Origin of the sequence: Blautia sp. HCN-20427 (assembly GCF_037890365.1) — a bacterium.
Lineage (GTDB): Bacteria > Bacillota > Clostridia > Lachnospirales > Lachnospiraceae > Blautia.
In genome coordinates this window covers 54,783-80,943 of the sequence record NZ_JBBKBX010000013.1, presented here as the reverse complement: position 1 = coordinate 80,943, position 26,161 = coordinate 54,783, and the positions used below count along the sequence as shown (strand labels likewise).

16 protein-coding genes and 1 tRNA gene are annotated in these 26,161 nt (G+C 42.8%); 2 read left to right on the top strand and 15 right to left on the bottom strand.

Annotation, left to right across the window (positions count from 1 at the left end; all coding sequences use genetic code 11):
- Position 1: 1 nt before the first annotated feature.
- A complete protein-coding gene (gene carB / locus WKT17_RS09570) occupies positions 2-3,199 on the bottom strand; it encodes a carbamoyl-phosphate synthase large subunit (protein WP_173747865.1) in 3,198 nt (1,065 codons plus the stop codon).
- A complete protein-coding gene (locus tag WKT17_RS09565) occupies positions 3,199-4,272 on the bottom strand; it encodes a carbamoyl phosphate synthase small subunit (RefSeq protein WP_173747867.1) in 1,074 nt (357 codons plus the stop codon). Before WKT17_RS09565 ends, carB begins: the two co-directional genes overlap by 1 nt.
- A gap of 226 nt (positions 4,273-4,498) precedes the next feature.
- On the opposite strand from WKT17_RS09565, the gene WKT17_RS09560 reads away from it, so the two are divergent.
- Positions 4,499-4,582: transfer RNA gene (locus WKT17_RS09560), tRNA-Leu, on the top strand.
- A gap of 105 nt (positions 4,583-4,687) precedes the next feature.
- Here WKT17_RS09560 and clpX read toward each other — a convergent pair.
- The 8 genes from clpX to WKT17_RS09520 form a co-directional block, all read right to left on the bottom strand.
- Positions 4,688-6,115, bottom strand: coding sequence for an ATP-dependent Clp protease ATP-binding subunit ClpX (gene clpX / locus WKT17_RS09555; RefSeq protein ID WP_173747869.1), 1,428 nt, complete (start codon positions 6,113-6,115; stop codon positions 4,688-4,690).
- 180 nt (positions 6,116-6,295) lie between these two features.
- Complete coding sequence (locus tag WKT17_RS09550) at positions 6,296-8,032, bottom strand: S1C family serine protease (RefSeq protein WP_291681461.1); 1,737 nt, start codon at positions 8,030-8,032, stop codon at positions 6,296-6,298.
- Between the two features lie 120 nt (positions 8,033-8,152).
- Positions 8,153-9,067 carry a glycosyltransferase gene (locus WKT17_RS09545; protein ID WP_291681462.1) on the bottom strand — a complete coding sequence of 305 codons (915 nt, stop codon included), beginning with the start codon at positions 9,065-9,067 and terminating at the stop codon, positions 8,153-8,155.
- 86 nt (positions 9,068-9,153) lie between these two features.
- On the bottom strand, positions 9,154-10,422 hold the full coding sequence (locus WKT17_RS09540; RefSeq protein ID WP_294542547.1) for an LCP family protein: 1,269 nt from the start codon (positions 10,420-10,422) through the stop codon (positions 9,154-9,156).
- A 22-nt stretch (positions 10,423-10,444) separates the two neighbouring features.
- On the bottom strand, positions 10,445-11,842 hold the full coding sequence (locus WKT17_RS09535; RefSeq protein WP_291681464.1) for an undecaprenyl-phosphate glucose phosphotransferase: 1,398 nt from the start codon (positions 11,840-11,842) through the stop codon (positions 10,445-10,447).
- Positions 11,843-11,934: 92 nt separating this feature from the next.
- A complete protein-coding gene (locus tag WKT17_RS09530; RefSeq protein WP_294542544.1) occupies positions 11,935-13,410 on the bottom strand; it encodes a glucosyltransferase domain-containing protein in 1,476 nt (491 codons plus the stop codon).
- A 36-nt stretch (positions 13,411-13,446) separates the two neighbouring features.
- Positions 13,447-14,403 (bottom strand): glycosyltransferase family 2 protein, encoded by a 957-nt coding sequence (locus WKT17_RS09525; RefSeq protein ID WP_173747881.1) that lies wholly within the window; start codon positions 14,401-14,403, stop codon positions 13,447-13,449.
- Between the two features lie 13 nt (positions 14,404-14,416).
- A complete protein-coding gene (locus tag WKT17_RS09520) occupies positions 14,417-16,246 on the bottom strand; it encodes a glycosyltransferase family 2 protein (RefSeq protein ID WP_173747883.1) in 1,830 nt (609 codons plus the stop codon).
- Between the two features lie 142 nt (positions 16,247-16,388).
- Between WKT17_RS09520 and WKT17_RS09515 the strand changes: the two genes are divergently transcribed.
- Positions 16,389-17,657, top strand: coding sequence for a D-alanyl-D-alanine carboxypeptidase family protein (locus tag WKT17_RS09515; RefSeq protein ID WP_291681474.1), 1,269 nt, complete (start codon positions 16,389-16,391; stop codon positions 17,655-17,657).
- An 85-nt stretch (positions 17,658-17,742) separates the two neighbouring features.
- Here WKT17_RS09515 and WKT17_RS09510 read toward each other — a convergent pair whose 3' ends face one another.
- From WKT17_RS09510 to WKT17_RS09490, 5 genes are read right to left on the bottom strand one after another with little or no spacing between them, the layout of a single operon-like run.
- Positions 17,743-20,142 carry a glycosyltransferase family 2 protein gene (locus WKT17_RS09510; RefSeq protein WP_291681475.1) on the bottom strand — a complete coding sequence of 800 codons (2,400 nt, stop codon included), beginning with the start codon at positions 20,140-20,142 and terminating at the stop codon, positions 17,743-17,745.
- Positions 20,143-20,167: 25 nt separating this feature from the next.
- Positions 20,168-22,654: a glycosyltransferase family 2 protein gene (locus WKT17_RS09505; protein ID WP_291681476.1), complete on the bottom strand. Its 2,487-nt coding sequence runs from the start codon at positions 22,652-22,654 to the stop codon at positions 20,168-20,170.
- A 6-nt stretch (positions 22,655-22,660) separates the two neighbouring features.
- Positions 22,661-23,944 (bottom strand): hypothetical protein, encoded by a 1,284-nt coding sequence (locus tag WKT17_RS09500; protein WP_291681477.1) that lies wholly within the window; start codon positions 23,942-23,944, stop codon positions 22,661-22,663.
- 2 nt (positions 23,945-23,946) lie between these two features.
- Entirely contained in the window at positions 23,947-24,861 is a 915-nt protein-coding gene (locus WKT17_RS09495) for an SAM-dependent methyltransferase (protein WP_173747893.1), read from the bottom strand.
- A gap of 12 nt (positions 24,862-24,873) precedes the next feature.
- Positions 24,874-26,142, bottom strand: coding sequence for an ABC transporter ATP-binding protein (locus WKT17_RS09490; RefSeq protein WP_173747895.1), 1,269 nt, complete (start codon positions 26,140-26,142; stop codon positions 24,874-24,876).
- Positions 26,143-26,161 lie beyond the last annotated feature (19 nt).

Genomic DNA, 26,161 nt, shown 5'->3' with positions numbered 1-26,161 from the left:
TTTAAATTTCGGCAATATCAATGAGTTCCAGTTTCTCAATGTCTGTATTTTCCAGACTGGTTACAAGAGCCTCTGCCGTATCCAGAGCTGTCAAAACGTTGACTCCCGTTTCAATGGCATTTCTGCGGATAATAAATCCGTCTTTTGCTTTCTCCACACCCTGAGACGGTGTATCAATGACTAAGTCAATCTTATGTCCCAGAATCAAATCCATCAGGTTTGGAGAAGGCTGTTCAATTTTATTGGTTCGGATAGCTTTTACGCCGTTGTCATTTAACACTCTTGCCGTGCTGCGTGTAGCGTAAATCTTATACCCCAGCGCTTCAAAACGTCTGGCAATCGGAATAATATCTCCCTTATCCTCATCCCTTACTGTAATAATCATGTTTTTATGCTTCGGAAGGTGGATACCGGCACCTAAGAAGGCTTTATACAGAGCTTCATTAAAGCTTTCGGAAATACCCAGACACTCTCCTGTAGACTTCATTTCCGGTCCCAGGCTGATGTCTGCGCCCCGGATTTTCTCAAAGGAGAATACCGGCATTTTCACTGCATAGTGTCTGGCCTCCGGCTGTAAGCCCGGTGTATATCCCAAATCTTTCAGCTTATGTCCCAGAATTACCTTTGCTGCAAGAGGTACAATGGGAATACCCGTTACCTTGCTGATATAAGGCACAGTACGGCTGGACCTTGGATTTACCTCGATGACATAAACTTCCTCTTTGCACACAATAAACTGAATGTTAATCATCCCCAGCACATGAAGGGATTTGGCCAGTCTTCTGGTATATTCTTCAATGGTTTTCTTTGCGGTGTCGCTGATAGTACGGGCCGGATATACGGAAATACTGTCTCCGGAATGGATACCTGCCCGCTCAATGTGCTCCATAATACCGGGAATCAAAATATCCTCGCCATCGCATACTGCGTCTACTTCGATTTCTTTTCCCTGGAGATATTTGTCAACCAGGATAGGGTGTTCCTGTGCAATGCGGTTGATAATACCGATGTACTCCTCCACGTCCTTGTCATGAATGGCAATCTGCATCCCCTGTCCGCCCAGTACATAAGAAGGACGCACCAGTACCGGATATCCCAGTTCGTTGGCTGCCTTTTTCGCTTCTTCGGCTGTATATACGGTATGACCCTTTGGTCTTGGAATATGACACTCTTCCAAAATAGCGTCAAACAATTCTCTGTCCTCTGCCGCGTCTACGTTTTCTGCAGAGGTTCCCAGAATCTTCACACCCATTTTAATCAGGGCTTCTGTCAGCTTAATGGCTGTCTGTCCGCCGAACTGCACCACTGCACCGTCCGGTTTCTCAATATTCACCACGTTTTCCACGTCTTCCGGTGTCAATGGCTCGAAATACAGCTTGTCTGCAATATCAAAGTCTGTACTTACGGTTTCCGGGTTATTGTTGATGATAATGGTCTCGTAGCCTTCCTTGGCAAAGGCCCAGGTACAGTGTACGGAACAGAAGTCAAACTCAATACCCTGACCGATACGGATAGGACCGGAACCCAGAATCAGAACTTTCTTCTTCTCTGTCTTTCCGTCTGCTTCGTTTTCCCCACCGTATACGGAATAATAATACGGCGTTACTGCTGCAAATTCTGCTGCACAGGTATCTACCATTTTGTATACGGCTGTGATATCCCATTTTTTACGCAGTTCTTTGATTTCTTCCTCTGTTTTCCCGGTAAGCTTTGCAATGACGTTGTCCGGGAATTCCATACGTTTTGCTTCTCTTAATAAGTCTTCGCTTAATTCCTCTTTCTTTAATGCCTGCTCCATTTCCACGAGAATGGCAATTTTATCAATAAACCAGATGTCAATCTTCGTCACTGCATGAATATCCTGGTAAGAAATGCCCCGGCGCACAGCCTCTGCAATTCTCCAGATACGCATATCGTCTACAATATGAAGCTGTTCTCTCAATTCCTCTTCTGTAAGTCCTGTAAAATCATAGGACATAAGGCTGTCTACATGCTGCTCCAAAGAACGGATTGCTTTCATCAAAGCGCCCTCAAAGTTATTGCAGATACTCATAACCTCTCCGGTAGCCTTCATCTGAGTGGTCAGTGTTCTCTTAGCGCTGATGAATTTATCGAAAGGCAGTCTCGGAATCTTTACCACACAGTAGTCCAGCATAGGTTCAAAGCTGGCATACGTCTTTCCTGTTACTGCATTTTTGATTTCGTCTAAAGTGTAACCCAGAGCAATCTTAGCCGCTACCTTGGCAATGGGGTAGCCTGTGGCCTTGGAAGCCAGGGCAGAAGAACGGGATACACGGGGATTTACCTCGATAACACAGTATTCAAAACTGTCTGGATTTAAGGCATACTGCACGTTACATCCACCGGTAATGCCCAGTTCTGTAATAATATTAAGCGCAGAGGTTCTAAGCATCTGGTATTCCTTATCCCCCAGTGTCTGGGAAGGAGCCACAACAATACTGTCGCCTGTGTGCACGCCTACCGGGTCCAGGTTTTCCATGTTGCATACGGTAATACAGTTTCCTGCGCCATCGCGCATAACTTCGTACTCGATTTCTTTCCAGCCTGCAATGCAGCGCTCCACCAGAACTTCTCCTACACGGGAAAGTCTGAGACCGTTTTCCAGAATCTCTACCAGCTCTTCTTCGTTGTTGGCAATACCGCCGCCGCTTCCTCCAAGCGTGTAAGCCGGACGCAGCACCACCGGATAGCCGATTTTATTGCTGAAGGCAATACCGTCTTCCACGTTTCTTACCACTAAAGAAGCAGCGATTGGCTCACCGATTTTCTCCATGGTATCTTTAAATTCCTGACGGTCTTCTGCTTTCTTAATGGTTTCTGAGGTTGTTCCAATAAGGCGCACGTTATGTTCTTTCAGAAATCCGCGCTCTTCCAGTTCCATAGCCAGATTCAGACCTGCCTGTCCGCCCAGTGTAGGCAGAACGCTGTCCGGTTTTTCCTTGAGAATCAGCTGTTCTACTACTTCTACAGTCAAAGGTTCAATGTAGACCTTATCTGCAATGTCCTTATCTGTCATAATAGTTGCCGGGTTGGAGTTTAACAGTACAACTTCAACCCCCTCTTCTTTCAGAGAACGGCAGGCCTGTGTGCCTGCATAGTCAAATTCTGCCGCCTGTCCAATGACAATAGGGCCTGAGCCCAGCATCAATACTTTTTTAATTTCCGGGTTCTTTGGCATTATCGGTTCACCTCCATCATTTTTAAGAATCTGTCAAACAAATAACCGGAGTCCTGTGGTCCCGGGCATGCTTCCGGATGAAACTGCACAGTGAATATATTTTTTCCGGTGTATTTCAGTCCTTCATTTGTCTTATCGTTGACATTTTCAAAGGCCGGAACTGCAATGTCCGGATTTAAGGTTTCTGTATCCACTACATAACCATGATTCTGGGAAGAAATATAAACTCTTCCGGTTTCCAAATCTTTTACCGGGTGATTGCCGCCTCTGTGTCCATATTTCATTTTCTTTGTATCCGCTCCTGTAGCCAGGGCCATCAGCTGATGTCCCAGACAGATAGCAAAAATCGGCACCTCTGACGCATACAGTTTCTTTACCTCTTCTATAATAGAAGTACATTCCTTCGGATCCCCGGGACCATTTGACAGCATAATGCCGTCCGGATTGGAATTTAAAATGGTTTCTGCTGAAGTAAAGGCAGGATAAACCGTTACCTGACAGCCTCTTTCATTTAAAGACTGGGCAATGTTGTCCTTTGCACCAAAGTCCAGCAAAGCCACTTTTTTGCCGCTGCCCTCCAGTACATGGGATTCTGTGCAGGTTACCTTTTCCACAACCTTTCCTGTAGTATACGCTTTCAGGCGTGGAAGGATTTCTTCTAAATTATAGGCCGCATTTGTGGTAATCATACCATTCATAGTTCCCTTTTCTCTCAGAATTCTGGTCAGGGCTCTGGTATCCACACCTGCGATTCCCGGTATATCATATTTCTTTAAAAAGTTCTGAATGGTATCTTCACTTCTGAAATTACTTGGAATACGGGATAACTCCCTTACAATGTAGCCGTCCGGCCAAGGTCTTAAAGATTCCTGGTCTTCATGGCAAATGCCATAATTTCCAATCAAAGGATACGTCATGCAGACTGCCTGTCCGGCATAAGAAGGGTCTGTCAAAACCTCCAGATAACCTGTCATAGAAGTATTAAAGACAATCTCACTGATGACTTCCTTTGTAGAGCCAATGCTGGTTCCTTCAAAGACGGTACCGTCTTCCAGTATCAAAAATGCTTTCATTCTCTCACCTGTCTTCCTTTCTGATGGCATAAAGCCTTAAAATTCCCCAAATTGTAAAAAGTGTATCACAACACCTGATAATTTTCAACCTTTTCTTGTTTGAAAATCCCCGAAAATATCTTTGAAAAATTTTTTTAATTTTTTTTAAATTTAGTGTTGACATTTCAGAAGTATTCGTGTATTATATGTCTTGTGCTTGAGAGAGCACAGAACAACATAAAGAAATGCAGGAGTGGCGGAATTGGCAGACGCGCAGGCTTCAGGTGCCTGTGGTAGCAATATCGTGTGGGTTCAAGTCCCATCTCCTGCATCTTTTTTTGTCTTCAGGCGAAAAATACAGGCCTTTGGCTTAACAAAAAAATATCTGCGGCATAAAAATCAGATTTACGCCGCAGATATTTTTTTATTTTCTGTTTTATTTCATTTCTATCTGAGCAGGCTCCTGTCCTCTCAGCAAAATTTTCGGACCGCCTGTGTGGGTGATGTAATCTTTTGTAATAATCACTTCCCCGATGTTATCGTCTTTGGGAATCTCATACATAATATCCAGCATGTATTCCTCCAGAATCGCCCGCAGCGCTCTGGCCCCTGTATGTTTCTCCATGGCCATATCTGCAATGGCTTCCAACGCACCGTCTTCAAACTCCAGTTTCACCTCATCCAGAGCCAGCAGCTTCTGATACTGCTTTAAAATGGCATTTTTCGGCTCTTTAAGGATTTCCACCAGCATATCTCTGTCCAGGCCGCTTAAAGTAAAGATAATCGGCATACGCCCCAGAAATTCAGGTATCATGCCAAACTTTTTCAAATCGTCTACGGTTACCTTTTCAAGAATCTTATTGTCATGGTCGTATTTATCCTTCAAATCCGCCTGAAAACCAATGGAAGCCGTCTTATTCAGACGTTCCTTGATGATTTCTTCCAAATCCGGAAACGCGCCGCCGCAGATAAAGAGAATGTTTTTCGTATTTACCGTAGCCAGAGGCACCATGGCATTTTTGCTGTTGGCTCCCACCGGAACTTCTACCTCGCTACCCTCCAGGAGTTTCAGCATTCCCTGCTGCACCGCTTCTCCGCTGACATCACGCTGATTGGTATTTTTCTTCTTGGCAATCTTATCAATCTCATCAATAAAAATAATACCGTGCTCTGCTCTCTCCACATCATTGTCTGCCGCAGCCAGAAGTTTGCTGACCACACTCTCAATATCATCGCCAATATAACCTGCTTCCGTAAGGGAAGTAGCATCTGTAATGGCCAGAGGCACATCCAAAAGTCTGGCCAGAGTTTTTACCATATACGTTTTACCGCTTCCAGTGGGTCCAATCATCAGCATATTGGATTTTTCGATTTCCACATCATCCGTAATATCCGCAAAGACACGTTTGTAATGATTGTAAACGCCTACAGACATAACTTTTTTGGCATATTCCTGTCCGATGACATATTCGTCCAGACTCGCTTTGATTCTGTGAGGCGCCGGAATGCTCTTGATATCAAAGACCTTTTGTGCTGTTTTTTCTTTTGGCTGCTCCTGTTTTTTCTTTACCTTTTGTCTCTGTGGAATCTGATTCTGCAGGGAATTCAAATCAATCATGCTGATGTTGGGCATATTTTTCATCAGTTCCTCATAATTGATATTGGTATTGTTCATGGTATCGAAACTTCTCTGCATACAATCTGTGCAGATATGGATATTGTTCGGCAGGTCAATCATTTTCCCAGCCTTGCTCTCCGGTCTTCTGCACATAAAACATACTTTTTCAAATTGGTCCTTCTGCTCCTTTTCCTTTGGAGTATCAGAACCTGTAGTTGTATCTAAATATTCTTTATCATCTGACATATCTGTTACCGCCTTTTCTGTTTTTCCGCTGTATCATCCGTTTGTGGGTATCTTATCACAAATCAGAGACGCTCACAAGTAAACTTTTTATAAACGGTTTTGGTTTTCAAAAAAGAAGCCCAAAATATGGCAGTTCCTCCATTTTTGAGAGAAACTGCCATACATTTTATAAACATATTATCAATTATTGCCTATTCTGCCGTTATTATCCGTGCTGGTCTGTGCGTCCTTCTTTGCTCCCAGTGTCACTGTAACGGTCTGGTTTTTGTACTCTCCGCCGTCTGCTCTGGAGATTTCAAATTCAATCTTTTCGCCAGCTTCGTAATATTCTAACTGGCTTACCAGATTGTCGTACGTTTCCACACTTGTTCCGTCAATTTTACGGATAATGTCACCAGCTTTTAATCCCGCCTCTTCAGCAGGGCCATTTTCTACAACGCTGTCTACAAAAACACCAACCGGCATGTTGTACATTTCAGAAGCCTCTGAAGTTACGTTTTTACATGTAATTCCCAGATAAGCTGCCTTGTTTTCATCTTCTACTTTTTCTCTTGTCTTTTTGCTCATCAGGTTATCCAGAATCGGTTCTGCCTTAGAAATTGGAATGGCAAATCCCATACCTTCTACTTCATCAGACGCAATCTTGGCTGAATTGATACCAATGAGTTCGCCTTTCATATTCAGCAGAGCGCCGCCGCTGTTACCCGGATTAATAGCTGCGTCTGTCTGAATAAAAGTACTGTTGGCATTTTCAGAGCTTACCTTTTTATTCAGTGCGCTTACATAACCACTGGTTACAGACTGACCGTATCCTAAAGCATTACCAATAGCTACTACCTGTTCTCCTACCGTCAGAGAATCGGAATCCCCTAAAGTTGCCACTTTAATCTGGCTTAATACGTCTTCCGGGATATCGGAAAGTTTCACGGAAATAACAGCAAGGTCATTGTCTGAATCCGTACCCTTAATCTGTGCCGCTACGGCTGTACCATTTTCCAGTTCTGTGCTGCTGTCACTACTCTGGCTGTTACTCTCTGCACTGGTATTTTCCAAATCTTTTGCTGTCACTGCATTACCATCCTGGTCTGTAAAACATACGGTTAGACTATTGGCGTCTTTTACCACATGATTGTTTGTAGCAATCAGAAGTTCTGTATCATTCTGTCCTACGATAATGCCGGAACCGCTGCTCTGACCTTCATACTGCTGTGTGCCGAATCCGAAGTAATTTGGAATTTCCTGTACACTGACCCCAGTAATGGACACAATAGATGGCATTACATTTTTTGCCACCTCTGCTACGCTTTCGCCGCCCTGTGAAGTGCTGACACCTTTTGCAGCGGCCGAACTGCTCTGCGTAGTTGCCGTATTTTCAATTTTTGTAGTTTCTCCCGGAAACATTTTATCTCCAATATAGTTTACAGCCTGGAAAGTGCTGCCTGCCACAATTCCAAAAACTGCTGCTGCCGCAACCAACAGACCGAATTTTTTGCCCATTGCCATTGGTTTTTTCTGCTGTTTTTTACTCTTTGGCTCTGGAGGTACAGGGCTGAAATGATAGGAACTGTAAGGCCCTTTCTGCGTTCCCGTATGCTGTGTACCTGTACTGTCTGTCCGGGTATTTTCATCTTCTGGATTGCCGGATTCTGTCTGACTGTCTCCTGCAGTTCCATAACTCTTATCTGTATACGGTGTGCTGCTGTTCTCTGCAGACATTTTTTCTTTCTCTTCTTTGTTTTCTGCATCTCTTTTATAGGAGTATGCATAGTAGGGATTTTCTGCTGTAGGTGCTTTTCCCGGCTCCATGCCGGTTTCTGTGGAATTTTCCTTTTTTTCTTCCTGCACAGCTGTTGTCTCCTGTTCTTTTTCAGGGTCACTTCCCTGAGTATTTATATTAGTATTGTATTCTTCACTCATAATTACAACTCCCTTTCCTGTATTTCATTTTTCTTTTTCCTTTTTACAAGACTAAGTCTACCAACCAATTGTGTTCAAATTGTGATAAAAAAGAAAAGAAACCGTGAAAAACCACTGTTTTTATCTATTTTCCCAGTAAGCCGGATTCATGGTCAGCCGATGTACCCAGGACGGCGGCAGATGTTTGTAGTTTCTTCCTGCTTTGTATCCCAGATACTTAAATCCGCTGCTGAGCAGCAAATCCGATATCAGCCATGGTTTTCCCTGTTTTATAAGATAAGCTGCTGTACTCTTTACCAGACGAATCCCCTCGCTTTCTGAAGATATGGCGGCGAAAATTTCCGGATGGTCCTCCTGGGACACTGCCAAATCAAAGTTACGCCGAAGCTGCTGCATATACCCATAGTTATGAGAGTGCACAACTCTGGCTTCTGCAGCATAAGCCACCCCGTAGCCTGCCTGTATCATCTGCGCTGCCATAATCATATCTTCGTTAAAAATCGTTCTGGTAACAAATCCTCCCATTTCTTCGTAGACACCTCTGCGGTAAGCCGCACACACATTGGAGCAGAAATAGGTCTTGATCCCCAGTTCCGGAATATCTTTTTTGGTCTTTATCCGGCTTGTATCCGGATAGTTAAAACTTCTGGTGTACCGCTCAATGATTTTACAGTCTTCTGCGGGAAGCTGCCTGGCATAAGCAGCTCCTACCTGTGGATTGTGAAAGGGCTTCAATAGATTTTCCAGCAGTTTTTCATCAGCAGGCACTGCATCCTGGGTAAAGTAAACCAAAATTTCAGTGTCTGCAAGCTTTGCGCCTTCTCCTCTCGTTTTTCCATGGTCAAACGCTGCACGTGAAAGATGATGTACCTCCCAGTTGTCCAGGCCTTCCATAAAACTGTTTTTCCAGTACCTCTCCTCCGTATTCATAATGAGAATATGATCTGCCTTGCAGGTTTGTCTTTTCAGCATGTTCATCAGCTGAAAAAATTTTCCGTCCGGCTTATAGGTTGGCACAATCACCGTTACTGTCATTTTTCTGAATCTCCTTTCTCATAGAACAGCAAAGGCCGCCGCATTAAGTCCTATTCTCTTAATGCAACAGCCCTTTCTTCCAAATATTATTCATCGCCTACATCGTAACTGCCGTCATCACTGTATCCGTCATCTTCGGAATAAGTCTGGGAGTTATTTGTATCGCCCTCTCCACTGTCTGCCTGCCCGGAAGAATCCGTATCTTCTTTTATAAGATACTGCCATTCCTTTGTCACCGAAGCATTTCCAAATCCTGTCTTCTCTGCCACAAACTCACTTCTTATCTTAATTGTATCAGAAGGTTCGTAGGATTCTGATGCAAACAGGAAGTCGTGCAGATATCTTACATTGACCTCCAGGGTAGTGGGAATCAGACAATCCAGCCCGGTTACCGGCTTCGTCACCTCTGCTCCCATAACATAGCTTACCGGAAATCCTGTGGTTTCTCCAAATTTATAAGCCAGAAGACTCGTTCCCAGCTTTATCAGTTCAGATTTGGAAAAGTTTGTCTGAATCAAAGGGAAGACTTCATCCAAAATTTTCGTAAGTGTAGTCAGGCTGGACTTCTTTACTTTCTCCGTCATCATGGATAACACTTTTCTCTGCCTTTCCGTACGGCCCATATCCATAGACGCTGTCTGACGAATACGGCAGTAAGCAGTTACCTGTACACCATTCAAATGATATGTGCCGCAGATTTCCGCCTGATTTTCCGGTATTTCTTCCGGTAACGGAATCGGCTCGTAGTCCATACCCGTCTGCTCTGAGGTTTCCACACAGTGATTGTTGGTGTGGATGATTTCTTCATAGCTTAAAGGAATATCCAGACCGCCCAGACAGTCAACCACTGTTGCCATAGCTTTAAAGTCCACTGCCACATAGTTCTCAATATCCAAGTCCAGATTGGTATTCATCATGGAAATCGCTTTCTCCGGTCCGCCGATATTAAAGGCTGCATTGCATTTATTATAAATTCCATTGCCTTCTGAATCTTCGTCTACCCGAAGGTAGGTGTCACGGTACAAAGACACCAGACGAACCTCCTTGGTCTTGTTGTTGATACTGGCAATCATTTCCGTATCACTGTTTCCGTATCCGCCGTCTGTATCCCTTTTGTCAATACCGAAAAGTGCAATATTGGTATAATTTTCAAGAACCTCATTTCCTGCTATGTTTTCGTTCATCTGCACCTGAATGTCTTCTCCGTCTTCGTCGTTCAGGTTGAGTTTATCCATTTTCTTATTAATCTGTGCATACACAAACAAAGCACCGACCAGCAGTACCAGTACCAGTATTTCCACTCCAAACAGAATCTTGCGCCCTATGTGTCTGTTCTTTTTTTTCATTTTAGACATTTTTGTTCCCCTTTTATCTTCGCTAGTAAGCATTCTTGTTAATAAAGCCTTTAAATATGGTCAAAAACAGTATCTTTACATCCAGCCCCAATGTCCAGTTTTCTATATAGTACAAATCATACTCGATTCTTTTTCTGATGGAAGTATTTCCCCGGTATCCATTGACCTGCGCCCATCCGGTCAGTCCCGGACGTACCTGATGCTTAATCATATACCTTGGAATCTCCTCTTTGAATTTCTCCACAAAAAACGGTCGTTCCGGTCTCGGCCCTACCAGACTCATCTCTCCCTTCAGCACATTAAAAAGCTGCGGCAGTTCATCAATACTGGTTTTCCGCATGAATTTTCCGAAATTCGTCACACGGGGATCGTCCTTTACGGTCCATTTTGTTTTTTCTTTTTCCGGAGGCTGCACATCCATGGAACGGAATTTATACATCATAAACGTATGATTGTGCAGTCCCACTCTCTCCTGCTTGAAAATCAGAGGACCCGGTGATGTGAGTTTAATCATAATCACAGAAAACATCATAATGGGAGAAAACAAAATAATGGCGCAAATCGCTCCTGCAATATCCATGACCCGCTTCATAGCCGCATAAAAAGTATTGGTCAGGGGTACATGTCGGATATTGATAACCGGCAAACCGAGAATGTCCTCCGTATAAGGTTTTGTGGGAATAATCTGGTTATAATCCGGAATAAACTTGGTGTGTACACCGGATTTCTCACATAGATTCACAATTTCTTCCAGTCTGGCATACTCACTCAGCCCCAGAGTAATGGCAATTTCATCTAACCGGTTTTCCGGAAGAATAATCATCAGGTTGTCTATCTTTCCCAAAACCTTAATACCTTTATACTCAGTTCCCGCTTCTATATGGTCATCCAGAATTCCTCTTATCTTATATCCCCACTGGGGATTTTCCAGAATCCGGTCAATATACTCTTCTGCCGCCCTGCTGTATCCTACCAGCACAATATGCTTCAGATTGTATCCCTTCCGCCGCATACTGCGGAGAAAATAACGGATAAGATTTCTGGCTATAGCCTCCAGGCAAATATTAATCACATAAAAAATAAAAAGCATTTCACGGGAGAAATGCATCATTTTAATGAGGTACAATACCCCCAGAAACAAAGCAATTCCCACTGTATTCGCTTTTACAATATTCCACAGTTCCAGCCGTCTGCCCTGTACCCGCTTGGGAGTATACAGACTGAACAAATAGTATAAGCCCAAATACACCAACACGGTAATGGGCAAAGCAATCATATATGTGCGAAGGGACAGCGCTCCGTCGTCACTGCTGATTATCTGAAACTTAATTACCCATGCTGCCACATAGGAAAATAACAGCACAAAAGCATCTATCAGCACCTGCAGGCGGTTAAAATGCTTCTGGTTTTCTTTTATCAAGGTTTTATCACCCTCTATAGCTAAGATTAGTTAACAAGTTCTTAATAATATATCACAATTTTAAAAAAAACGCAATTCCTATTCTTCTCTTCTCAATCAGACAGCTTAATGATACGCAGTCCGTTTTCGGTATATACCGCTTTCTTCTCCTTCCAGGAAGGTGATTTTTCCGCATATTGTCTGGCTTGCTCATATTCCTGCTGCGTGGGCAGCTGATATTTTATCCCCAGAGTTTCCATAAATCCATGAATTCTGTAATTACTGCCAAATGCTGTATCCGCATCACATTCAAAGAAAGAATGACCCATGGTCTGACCTTTTATCATGTGATTCGGCGTATATTTTCCCACAAAAACCAGCTTTTCCTCTGGCTGAATATCTCCTGCCGCCGCCTCTACTTCTTTTGCAAAGGCCTTGTCCTTTTCATAGCACCTCCATGCACTGAGTTCCAGCGCCGGGACAGCGATAGTCTGCAACACCAGCATAAGAATTACGCAGATTCTTGCGTATCGAAAAATTTTCCCTTTCTCATTGCTTTTTACAAAAAAATATCCCAGCCAGGATAACAGAATGGGAATACAGAACTGTGCCCTTATAGGAACCGTATTTCCCATAACTGCCGGGAGAATAAATGGCACTATCATTAACCCCGCAAGACTGGCCAATTTAAGAAAACTCTGTCCTCCCTTTTTTTGCCACTTTTTATACAGTACAACAGCAAAGAAAAGATACAACACTGGCAAAAACGGATGAAACGAGGACATAAAACCCGTCATTATAAATCCTGTGTAAGCTATGACTCTGCACAAAGTATACAGCACCGGTTCCTGTCCCCAGAGAATCTGATTCGTCAGATATTTTCCGGATTCCAGACCCATACTTGCCTTAATCGCCGTTGCCGCCGCTTCATACAGCACAAAAGCTGCCAGAAGCACCAAAATGTATTTGAAAATTTCCTCCACCTGTTCTTTTCCCGAAGTTTCTTTCTCCTCCTGACGGATAAGGTACAACAGAAGGCAGGCAAACACATACAGAAAAACAAAGGCCTGATAGCAGGAAAAACAAAAGGCCAGTAAAAGAACTGCAGCTATGGCATGATAAATGCCCTTTTTCTCCACCCAGCGGGATACCAGAATAACCGCAATGGCCTCTGCGCCAAGTGCAAAAGCAATTTCCATACTCTGCAGAGTAAAATGAAACTGTTCAGCAAAAATAGGACTGCTGACAAAAATAAGCAAAAACACAAAAACAGCCTTGGTATTCTGCACCTTCTGCAGTGTTACCAAACTGTAATTCCAGGAAATTGCAGCAAAGATAAAAAACAAAACCGTCATAACATTGGTAAATGGAATGGATATGGGAATCAAATGGAAAACATGTTTAAACAGCCCCAGTCCAAAACGGTTAATCCCATACCAGGCATTTAACTGTCCTTCCGGGTTGTTTATCATCACTTCTGTATCAATAGATATCCGGTTTCCAAGCAGCATAACCGCATACAAGGCCACAGTAAACACTACTGTTATGAAAATGGATTTTCTATTTTCCTGTATATATCGCTTCAACATGTGTGACTGTTCTCCTTTCCTCCCCGTCAAAATTCTCTATTTTCGCAAAAATCTTATGATATTACAATATAATTCCCACTGAATCCGCAGGTATGTTCCAAAAGCAATATCTTTTACTTTTCTCGTCCGGTTCTGCCGGGAAATGGTAAACCCATTTTTCATTCCCGCCAGATACTCTTTTCCAAAACCTTTTTTTGCGAAAAACAGTGCCTTACAGCCAAATCCCAGCAACAACAAAGGGAAATTCCACACAATCTGCCATAGGGGCATATTTTTATAAATCATATAAATATTATTTCTGGAGGAGTAGCGCACCTTGAAAAGGTTGTATCTGGAACCGCTGGTGCCGCTTCCCACATGATAAACCAAAGCTTCCGGGCAATACCAGTTTTCATATCCATGAAGTCTGGCGCGATAACCGATGTCCAAATCTTCCAGGTACGCGAAATGCTCGTGGTCAAAAAGTCCAATTCTATCCAGCACTTTTTTTCGATAAATAGCCGCACCTGCGCAGGCAGAAAATATTTTCTTTTCCGTATTGTAATTCTCCTGATTTCTCCCCTTTCCGTCCGCAAAGGCCCAGCCGAAAGCGCAGTAGTAATTGCCCGCATCGTCCATTTTTCCATGGTCCTGCATCTGAATCATTTTCGCCTGACAGGAAAAAGCCCGCTGATGTCTCTTCATACTCTTTAAAAGGCTGCTCACAAAAGACGGCTCTGCAATGGTGTCATTATTTAACAGAATCACATAGCTGCCTGTGCTGACCTTAATGCCTGTATTGACCGCTGTGCAAAATCCCGTATTCTCCTTCAGGGCTATGACCTGCACTTCCGGGTAGACTTCCCGCACATAATCCGTACTTCCGTCCTCGGAACCATTGTCCACCAGAATCACTTCAAAATTTTCGCAGTCCTGCTTTCTCATGGAATCCAGGCAGTCCTTCAGGTATTTTTTTCCGTTAAAATTCGGAATGATTACTGAAACTTCATACATGTTTTTAAACCTTTCAGTCCTTTGGCTTCAGGGAATAATTCCATTTCACCAAGGACAGATTCTTATTGTAATAAGGGTCTCCCTTTTTCAGAAGAGTTTCCCACCGGCAGCGCATAAATTCGATTTCCGACTGAAATCTGCGGACTTTTTCTTTGCTGTCCTCTGCACCTCTGCTTTTCGATTCATAATGATATAGTTCCACATACGGGTCATATACCACTAAATACTGTTTTTCCCGTACGCGCAGACAGAAATCCACGTCATTAAATGCCACAGAAAGCTGTTCTTCAAAGCCTTGCACCTCATCAAACACCTGCCGCTTCACCATCATGCAGGCAGCTGTCACGGCGCTTAAATCCTGTATAATTGCCGCTTTGTGCATGTAGCCGGATCGTTCTCTGGGCATGTCTGTAAACATATGACCTGCAATACCGCCGATTCCAATAACCGTTCCGGCATGCTGAACGGTATTATTTCCAAAGTACAGTCTGGCTCCTACAATTCCCGTATCCGGCCGCTGGCAAAAGCCCAGCATTTCCTCTATCCAGTCGGGACTTATCACTTCCGTATCATTGTTCAGAAACAGCAGATAATCCCCTTTGGCCTTCTTTGCCCCATAATTGTTAATAGCAGAATAATTAAATTCCCTCTTCCACCGCAGCAGACGAATTCTGGAATTTTCAGAAAGTTCTTTGTAATATGAAAAGATTTCTTCCCCTGTACTGTTATTCTCCACAATCAGAATTTCATAATTAGTATAGGAAGATTTTTCCAGTATAGACTGAATACATTTTTCCAAATCTTCTTTTGCATCTTTATTTGGAATGATAATGGATACCAGGGGTTCTCCCTGTACCGGATATTTTACTCTGTAAAATCCATAGTCCTTTGTATGGCTCACTTCTCCAATCAGCCCGTTCTGCCGCAGATTTTCTTCGATGGCCCTCTTTCCCGCTTCAAAAGCATAGAGTTTGCTTTCCGGATTGTCCGCAGTAGAGGACTGGTGCGTTCTCCAGTGATACAGAATTTCAGGAATGTGGTGTATCTTTCCTGCTGCCTGTGTACAGCGGAAAATAAAATCGTAATCCTGGGCGCCGTCGTATTCTCTGCGGAATCCTCCTGTTTTTTCAAGCAATGATTTCCGCACTACAAAAAAGTGACAGATGTAATTGTTGGAACGCAGTAAGTCTATATTAAAGTCCGGTTTCAGATGGGGCTGAAAATGTTCCAGCACCTCGTCGCCTCTGACTTTATCCTCGTCTGTGTAAAGTACATCAATATCCGGCTCTGTTTCCAGCGCTTTTGCAACCTCATACAGGGCATTGGGCGCCAACAAATCATCATGGTCCAAAAGTCCCGCAAACTCTCCTGTGGCCATAGCAAATGCCTCATTGGTATTCTCTGCAATGCCTTTGTTCTCCTCCAGCTTCTTCCATAGAATCCGGCTGTCCTTTTTTGCATATTCCTTCAGCACATATTCCATGGAAGCGTCCTCCGGACTGGCGTTGGCAATACAAAGTTCCCAGTTCGCGTATGTCTGTGCCAGAAGGCTGTCCATCAGCTGGCGCAGAAAAGCCTCCGGCGTTTTATATGCAGGAACTATAATACTGATTTTCGGACCATAGTTCCATTTTTTCTTTCTTTGCTTTTCCAGTTCTTCTCTGGTTGGTATGTACTGCTCATACCAGGGGCCATAAGGCACTTCTTCCGGCTCAAACCGCTCATGAAGACGCACCCAGAATTCTTTTACTCCGTAGTGCTTTAAATACCTCAGCCCTTTCTGTATCATATAAGGGGACATTTTGCCCATCAGCTTTCCCCATTCTATCTTTCCCTTCGGCATAAAATTTACCTGCCTTTACCTGGATTCCAGTGTATTTTTCACTGTTTGTTTCTAATTCCTGCCTTATTCTAACACATTTTCTGTTTAAAGAAAACCATGAATATGGTATACTGAAGTTAATTTGCGTAAAGGAGGAATACATTTGAAGAAAAAACATAGGATTCAAAAGTTATTGTGCCCTCTGCTGGCACTTTTATTAGCCATGACTTCTGCTGTCCCCGTTTTTGCAGAAACAAGCTCTGTTGCCGCCTGGCCTTCCGCTCCGGAAATTGCAGACGAATCAGGCGTTTTGATGGAAGTGTCTACGGGACAGGTGCTCTTTGACAAGGACATGAATGAGATTCGTTACCCGGCCAGCACCACCAAAGCCATGACTGCTCTTTTGATTTTAGAAAACATAGATGATTTAAACCAAAAGGTTACTTTTACCGATGTGATTCTGCCGGATTTGGCACCGGGAAACTCTACGATTAATGCCCAGGTAGGCGAAGAACTGACGGTGGAGCAGTGTCTGTATGCCATTATGCTGGCCTCTGCCAATGAAGTCTGCACCCAGATGGCCGTGGAGGTAGCCGGTTCCGTCAGTGCATTCACCGATATGATGAATGCCCGTGCTGCAGAATTGGGCTGCAAAAATACCCATTTTGTCAACGCCAATGGTCTGCCTGACCCCAATCATTACACAACCGCCTACGACTTGGCTCTGATTCTTGCCGAGGCTGTGAAAAATGAGAATTTCTGCAAAATCGCCGGTGCAGACAAATACACCATTCCGGCAACCAATAAGACCTCTACTCCCCGGAATCTGGAAAACCACAACGCCCTTCTCACAGAGGGGGATTATAAATATGAAGGCGCCATTGCCGGAAAGACCGGACATACAGAAGCGGCCAGAAACACTCTGATTACTGCAGCCACCAGAGACGATATGACGCTTGTCTGCGTAGTCATGCGCTCGGAAGGTAACGACCGCTTCACAGACACAATCAAACTTTTCGATTACGGATTTGATAATTCTGAAAAACTTCCGGTCTACTGGCTGAAAGCGCCGGATTCGGAAGAACCTGATGGATATGTCATTTTGCCAAAAGGTGCAAGCACTGCTTCCATGATGGTGACAGACCAGGATACCGAAGGGGTTTCCAGAACCAGAACCTATTCCTATCAGGGACGGGAAATCCTAAAACTCACTGCTGCCTTTCCTCTGCAGGTAGAAACACGGACAACCTCTGATATGTCTATGTTTAAAGTAGGCACAGTAAAAAAACAGTTGGTATCACCGCTGGTATTTCCTGCCATGCTTCTTATCTTCGCAGGGCTTTGCGCAGGACTTGTATCTGTACTTGTGCAGTATGTAAGAAAAAAGAAGGCAAAAAAGAACAGAAAAAAACGGAAAAAAATCACTTCTTAAAAAGAGAAACCTGCCGCTGCAGACAGTCCGGGTATTCCGGCGCTGCCTACTGCGGCAGGTTTTCTATCCTGTGGCATTTCTTTTCCTATTCACTCAGCACACAATCACTTCTCTCCAGGCTGAAATTAGGATTGTAATAAGGGTCTCCCTTTCTGAGTATCTCCTTCCACCTGCTTTTAAACCGTCTGGTTTCATCTTTAAAACGCTTTCTATTTTCCGGTCTGTTTTCATATCCTCTTGTCAGAGATTCATGATGATACAGTTCCGCGTACGCCTGGAATACCACCAGTTTTCCAATCTCCCGCATCCTCAGGCAAAAATCAATATCATTAAAGGCCACCTGGAAGTCTTCATCCATCCCGCCAAGTTCCTCATACAACGATTTTTTCGTCATCATACAAGCGGCTGTTACTGCACTTAAATCCTGTGTAGTCTGGGTTCTTCCTGCATAAACAAACTGGTCACCTGGAAAATTATAGAAAATATGCCCGGCTGTGTGGGACGGTCCCATCCCAATAATCACACCTGCATGCTGAATTTTTTCGTTGGGATACAAAAGTTTTGCACCTACAATTCCTACATCCTCTCTCTGACAATAGCTGAGCATTTCTTCCATCCATTTTTCTGACTTTACTTCAATATCATTGTTCAGAAGCAACAGATACTCTCCCTTTGCTTCCTTTGCAGCATAGTTGTTAATTGCCGAATAGTTGAAAGCACCTTCCCAGCGAAGAACACGAATATTGTCATAATTCTCCTCTAATTCTTTGTAGTAACGGAAAATTTCTTTTCCTGTGCTGTTGTTTTCTACAATGAGAATTTCAAAATTATCATAAGAGGTCTTCTCATACAGAGAACGGATACATCTTTCCAAATCTGCTTTGTGGTCTTTGTTGGGAATGATAACAGACACCAAAGGGGTTCCTTCTACAAACAGTTTTGTCCTGTATCTTCCCCACTGCTCAGTCATACTTACCTCTGCCCGGATTCCCAGTCTGTCATAATGCGCCTGTACAGCAGCTCTTCCTGCCTCGTAAGCATACATTTTACTCTCCGGATTTCCTGCTGTAGATGCCGGATGGTTTCTCCAATGGTACAGAATTTTCGCCACATGACCGATTCGATGTGCCTTTTCGCAGCAGCGGAGTACAAAGTCAAAATCCTGTGCGCCGTCATATTCTTTCCGCAGCAGCCCTACCTGGTCTACAATTTCCCGTTTCACTACAAAAATATGGCAGATATAGTTATTACACCGCAACATATCCAGATTGAAATCCGGTTTAAAATGCGGGTCATAGTAACGTTTTCCATCCATGGTGACTTTATCCTCATCCGTATAAACCACATCTGTTTCCGGATAGTCATTGAGTTCCTTCACAATTTCATAAAGCGCATTGGGTGCAAGGGTATCATCATGGTCAGAAAACATAATGAAATCCCCCTCTGCGATTTTGATGGCTTCATTTGTATTTCTGGAGATACCATCATTTTCCTCCAGACGATGGTATACAAACCGCTTTTCATTGCCGTAGTGTTCCCGAATATACGCTTCTACATCCCCGTTGTCACTGCCATCCGCCAGACAAAGCTGGAACTTTCCATAAGTCTGCGCCTGGACAGAATCCAACAGTTCCTTTAGATACTGCTGAGGAGTATTATACAGGGGAATTACGATACTGATAAGGGGGTCATAGGCAAAAGACTGCCCTCTTTGCTTTTCCAGTTCTGCCTGCGAAGGCATATGCTTTGGATACCATCTGGTATATGGATACGGACGATTTTTATATTCCTCTGCCTTTTTCATCAGTTTTTTTGCAAAGCCTGCTACTCCATGTACCTTAAGATAATGGATTCCCTTCTGACAGTAATACTCTGCCTTTTCCCCTGCAATCTTTCTCTTTTGCAGACTAACATACCGGATTGTCCTCTGTTTTCCTGCCGAAAATACTACCCGGAATCCTTTTTCCTCCCGAAAAGGAATGTCCAGAAAGAAGCCGCTTTCCTTTCCCACATCCCATTCCTGGTACTGCTGCTGTACATCAGAACGATTGACGCGTTCCAGAGAAAACTCTGCACGCTCTCCCTTTTCATTTTCCACATAAATTTCAAGAGGTTCGGAATACACAGCCCAGCCACTTACCATACATCTGTGCTGTTCAAAATCCACATCTGCATAATCAATGAAATATTGGGGTTTCCTCTGTTTTCTCAAGATTTTTTTCATTTGCTCAGAAAACCACAGATATCTGGCTTCTCCTTTTACCCCATACACATATACTTTTTTATAAAGCTGTGCATGCTCCGGTATCTTTATGGAAAGTTCCATCTGTCCTTCCCGTTCAGCATAAGAAATATCTGTCACCTGCTCTTTATCCACATAGACTTTCGGCACATATCCCGTCTTCCAGGCTCCCTCAATTCGATAACAATTCTCCTCTTTTAAGCTGAAACGTTCCCGCTCCGCTTCTATTAACTCGCGACTCATACAGTTCTCCTTTACTCCTGTTGTCCTAATCCCAGTTCAGTGAACAGTCACTGTGTCTTAAAGTCAAATTGGGATTATAGTACGGGTCTCCTTTTTCCAGAATCTCCTTCCAACGGGTTCTGAACAGCTCTGCCTCTTTTTGGAATCTCACTTTCTTTTCCTTTGTATCTTCCAATCCTCTGGACTGTGACTCGTAATGATACAATTCTGCAAAGGCCTGGAACACCACCAGAAGTCCCAGTTCTCTTACCCGCAGACAGTAATCGACATCGTTAAAAGCAACTTCAAACTTCTCGTCAAAGCCCCCTATTTCTTCATGCACAGATTTTTTTACCATCATACAGGCAGCAGTCACAGCGCTGATATCCTGTGTAGAATTAGCTCTTCCTCCATAAGTAAAGCGTTTCCTTTCCACTCCGTAAAACACATGACCGGCAGCATGGTCTGCTCCCATACCAATAACCACTCCGGCGTGCTGTACCGTATCATTCGGGTAATATAATTTTGCTCCTGCAATTCCCACATCTTTTCGCTGGCAGTATCCCAGCATTTCTTCTATCCAGTCAGGTGTAATCACTTCCACATCATTATTTAAGAACAAAAGATACTCGCCCTTTGCCTGCTTCACACCAAAATTATTAATAGCTGCATAGTTAAACCGGTCTTTCCAGTACAGCACCCTCAGATTTTCTCTGGTCTGCTCTGCCTGAGCATAGTAATCAAAGGTTTCCTGCTGCGTACTGTTATTTTCCACAAGGATTACTTCAAAGTTTTGGTAAGTACTTTTCTCATAAATGGATTTCAGACATCTGTCCAAATCATCTATATGATCTTTATTTGGTATAACAATAGAAACCATAGGCATTCCCTGCACCAACAGTCTGGAACGATATCTTCCCCAGAAAGGTGTCATGGTAACTTCAGCCGGCTGGCCGATTCTTTCGTAATGTGCCTGAACAGCCCTTTTGCCATTCTCATAAGCATACATCTTGCTGGCCGGATTTCCTGCTGTAGAATTGGGATGAGAACGCCAATGATACAAGACCTTAGGAATATGATAAATACTGTCTGCTTTTTCGCAGCAGCGCAGAATAAAATCAAAATCCTGGGCTCCGTCGTATTCTTTCCGAAATTCTCCGATTTCATCTACAATTTTCTTATCTACCACAAAAATATGGCAAATATAATTATTGCTTCTCAGCAAATCCCAGTTGAAATCAGGCTTGAAATGGGGGTCAAAATATTCCTTTCCATCCATGGTCACCTTATCTTCATCTGTATAGACAATCTGAGGCTTGCTCTCACTATTCAGCGCCTTAACAATCTCATACAAAGCATTGACTTCCAATACATCATCATGGTCGCTGAGCATAATATACTCGCCCTTTGCCAGTTTTAATCCCTCATTGGTGTTCTCGGAAATTCCACCGTTCTTCTTCAGCCGCTCATAAGTAATGCGAGATTCTTTTTTATACTTTCGCTTCACATATTCTTCCACTGCATGATCCGGGCTTCCGTCTGCAAGACAAAGCTGCCAGTTTTCATACGTCTGTCCTACCACGGACTGCAGCAGTTCTTCCAGATAGTTTAAAGGTGTTTTATAAAGAGGAATCACAATACTAATTAAAGGTTCAAAAGGAAACTTTTCCTGCCTCTCACGCCGCAATTCCCCTTTCTTCACCTTATGCAGTTTTGCCCAGTAACCATATCCCTGATTTGAGGGATTCATGTTTATATCAAGCTGCTTTTTAAACTCTCCCATTCCATGTGTCCGTATAAACTGTAGGTTTCGTTTCATCATTCTGGGACCAAGCTGCTGATAATATTTTCCAAACCGACTGTTCTCAAAGTTCAGTTTTCTGGCTGACAGCACATAATTGGCCTTAGAATCCGGCTCCTTGAAAAAGACTGTTATATTTCCTCTCTCCAAATATTTTTTGTGAAATTTCAAAGAAAACCCGCACTTTACCTCGGAAGATACGGAAAAAATCGCATTTACATCCGGCCGCATCTCCTGTTCCAGGACGCATTCCATTTCCTGCCCTTCTCTGTCTCGGACATAAATCGGACAAATACCGTTTTTATAAAGAGCCCATCCCCTGACCAATACCATATCCTCTACAAAAGAAACACCATCAATGCTGTATTTAATCAGACTTTTTATATAATTTTGCTTAATTTCCGAAAATTCTTTTTTATACACTTGTACTCGTTCTACTGAATCTGAAAAAAACACTTCCAGTTGTGTGCAGGAATCCCAAAGCCCTGATACACCGTTTATAGAAATACTGAAACCAAGTTCTGTCTCATCCTCTTTTAATTTAAGATATTTCTGAACATCCGGTCTCTTCACCCATGTAATTTTATAAGGTATCTCCTGATTTTTGTTTCCATACACCTGAACTTCCGGCTTTTTACTTTTCTTGCTCCAAATCCATCCCTTGATTTCAAATCTGTCTTTTCCTGAGTGATTCAAATCCGCCTTGTCGATACACCAGCGCATAGTACCCATATCTGTCTATTCCCCTTTTATCACCTTTTTATATTTCGTATACGTTTTCCAGACTTTTGTATTCTCCATAGCGGCAATCAATTTCTCCTTTTCTGCAAGCTGCTTTTTCAGAGCTTCCACTTCTTCTTTCTGTCGGTTCATTTCCGCTTTTTCCTTCAAAATCTGCTGTACATATCCGTCCTGCCCACTGTCTTTACTGATTTCCAGGCATAAAAATCCCGGATTTGCCGGAATACTCTCAATATAAATTTGAGGGTCTTCTTCCAGAAAAAGAAAAGTCTGGTCTGACTGTACAATCCCATTGGTTCTGACTTGGCATTTCTCTCCATTTTCCCATTCCAGACGTTTCAATTTTACTCTTCCTGCCTGTTCTCCGGGGTCCAGACGAATCCGTCTGATTCTGCTTCCTATTTCGATACGAAGCTTTACTTTCCCGTCCGGCATAGCATAATATTCCGATTCTTCTTCTCTTAAAATGCCATCCTGAGAAAGAAATATCTGAACTCTTTCCGGACTTCCTGTTCTTTTTAAAACCGTATGCAGACCTGTCTTCCCTGGCGAAATCTTGGGATAAAGTTTTCTCAGTGGTACATAATTTCCTATAACATATGCCTGAAAATGTTTCTCCATTTCCAGAAAGACTTCTCTGTCTTCAGGAGAAATTCCTGCCGCAGCGTATAAATCCCAGACTCCAATCTGACTGCGAAAGGCATTGCTGCACTCATAATAATGTAAAATACGATAGAGCACAAACTGAATCGGTATCGGAAAAAGAAAAGTCCACTCATAATCAATCAGTGTCCACTCGCCCTTCTCGTCTATAAAGATATTACTCAGCACCATATCAATATCCGTTACCGGAGCAGAATAAAATCCCTCACGGAGTTTCACGTCTCCAAAAACTTTTCGAAACTCTTCCGTCATACAAAAGGGGTTCTCAGCCGTCTGCAATATCAGTTCCATATATTCTCTCAAAATTTTTTGAAACTTCTCTATTTTCCTTTTCTCTAATAATCTGTCCAGTTCTTCCTGTAAAGTCTGCCCTTTAAGATATTCCAAATAAATTCCATCTTCTTCCCATCTGCATTGGTTTATCAACAGTCTGGTAGACGAAAAACTGCAGCTTAACTGTTCATAAGCTTCATATATTTTCCGGATATGAGGTTTTCCCGCCTCATAGTATGCTTTTTTTCTCACCTGCCGAGAACCGTCTTTTTCTACTATATCCGTACGGATAGCAAATTGGGCAGTACGTTCATTTGAATATTTTGTATACAGAATCCTTTCCATAATCATTCTCCCTCTAATACAATTAAAAATGAATTTGCAAACAATGGAAACAATTCCTCATCTATCAGGCTGTCATAGACCTTCCCTTCATCAAACAATTCCAGTCTCTCCCTGTCAAAATTCATAATATTCAGATTCAATTCTCCCTTACCGGGCAGATAATGGTCGGAATATAGGGCCAGAGGAAATTTATAATCCGGATAAGGATAGTAAAATTCCGCTTTCAGCCCTGCTGCAGCAATCATCTGCTCCCATTCTTTTTTAGAAAAGGTTCTGACCCCTCTGGTATCTGTATATCCTTCTATCCCTTCAAAGTATCTTCCTGTATGGTCTTCTGTACAACCTGCCCAATATTTCATACCCAATCTGTTTTCTATGGCTATGACTATTTTTCCGTGAGGCACAAGGTGCTTTTTTATCACTTCCAGCATTTCCTGATAAGGCTCATCTCCACTGATATAACCATCGGCATATTCAAAAACACCTATGAGTGTAATGTAATCGTATGTCTCTGTCAGTTTTTTCTCTATCTCCTGAAAATTTCCCATGAGAATTTTCACATTGTCACAAGCTTTATTTCTGTAAGCATTAATGTAACTTCTTTTTTTAGAAAGTTCAATACAATGCACACTTTTTGCTTTACGGGCCAGCGCTCCTGTAATGGCTCCACATCCAGCTCCGATTTCCAGAACACAATCTCCTTTTCCAATAGGCAGCCATTCTACAATATTCTGCCGGATATTAGAAAAATGGTACATCACCGGCCAGCTGGAAGTCTCAGCAATAATACGGTTATAGTCTTCCTCCCCATAGTTTCTGGCGATTTCCAAAAGCTGGTCTTCCACTTCGCCATCGCTGTATAAATCCCTGCCAGGATAGCAGGTATCATCTAATTCTACCTTCCCTATTTTCTCCACCTTTACTCTCCTTTACTTTACAGATACCCTGGAATTCATATCATAAAATCCCACGGTGTTTTTTGTTGAAACTACAGTAATGCCGCAGACATCATACAAACGATGAAACACTTCGAACTCTCCATTCACATATCCGGTACACCCCAGAGATAACAGATATTCGCCGCCCTGCAGATTCATTTCCTGAGAAAAAGTAATTTCACAAACCTGTCCCTCTTTTTTGGAACTGATATCCGATTTTTCAAAAAGTGTGTTCGTTCCTGTAATTTCTGTTCCCTGTAAGTTCTTTATACTATATGCAAAAATAGGTTCCTGTACAGTTTCATGAAAGCGCACTTTCATTTTGATTTCAAAATTACTTCCCTTTTCAATGGTATTACTTACCGTTCCCGTTTCGTCTGCCAAAATGAAATCTGTAATACTTGCCTTTCCATTTCCGTATTCTAATACGTTGGGATTCGTTTCAAAGGTACGGTTCCAACCTGGCTCCTTTCTTTTCACAGCCTTCTTCCGGTCTTTTTCCGGTTTCTCTTCCTCACTGTCATCAAGCCCTACTAAAACCTTTTTATACAAATTTACTATTTCTTTTGGATTGCCTTCCTGACGTTTCACACCTTTATCCAGCAAAACAACCCGATCACAGTATTTACTGATACTTCCCAAATCATGACTGACAAAAAGAATGGTTTTTCCCATCTTCTTAAAATCTTCAAATTTTTTATAACATTTTGCCTGAAAGAATACATCCCCCACAGACAACGCCTCATCTACTATCAGTATTTCCGGCTCAATATTAATGGCTACAGCAAAAGCCAGGCGCACAAACATACCACTGGAATAGGTTTTCACCGGCTGATGTATGAAATCTCCGATATCAGCAAAAGCCAGTATGTCATCCAGCTTTTTGTCAATCTCTTCCCTGGTAAAGCCAATCATAGTTCCATTCAAATATACATTTTCCAAACCGGAATATTCCATATTAAAACCTGCACCCAATTCCAAAAGCGCGGAAATTCTTCCGTTTACCTGCACCTCTCCCTGAGTGGGATTTAAGACGCCTGTAATAATCTTTAAAATCGTAGATTTTCCAGAGCCATTAGTTCCTATTATACCTACTGTTTCTCCTCTTTTCACCTGAAAAGACACATCTCTTAAGGCATAGTGTTCTCTATATTTTTTTTGTTTTGTGAGCCCCAGAGACTCTTTCAGTCTGTCCACAGGCTTATCGTATAATTTATATACTTTACTTAGATGATTAATCGAAATTGCTATTTCTGACATTCCATTTTCTCCTTCATAT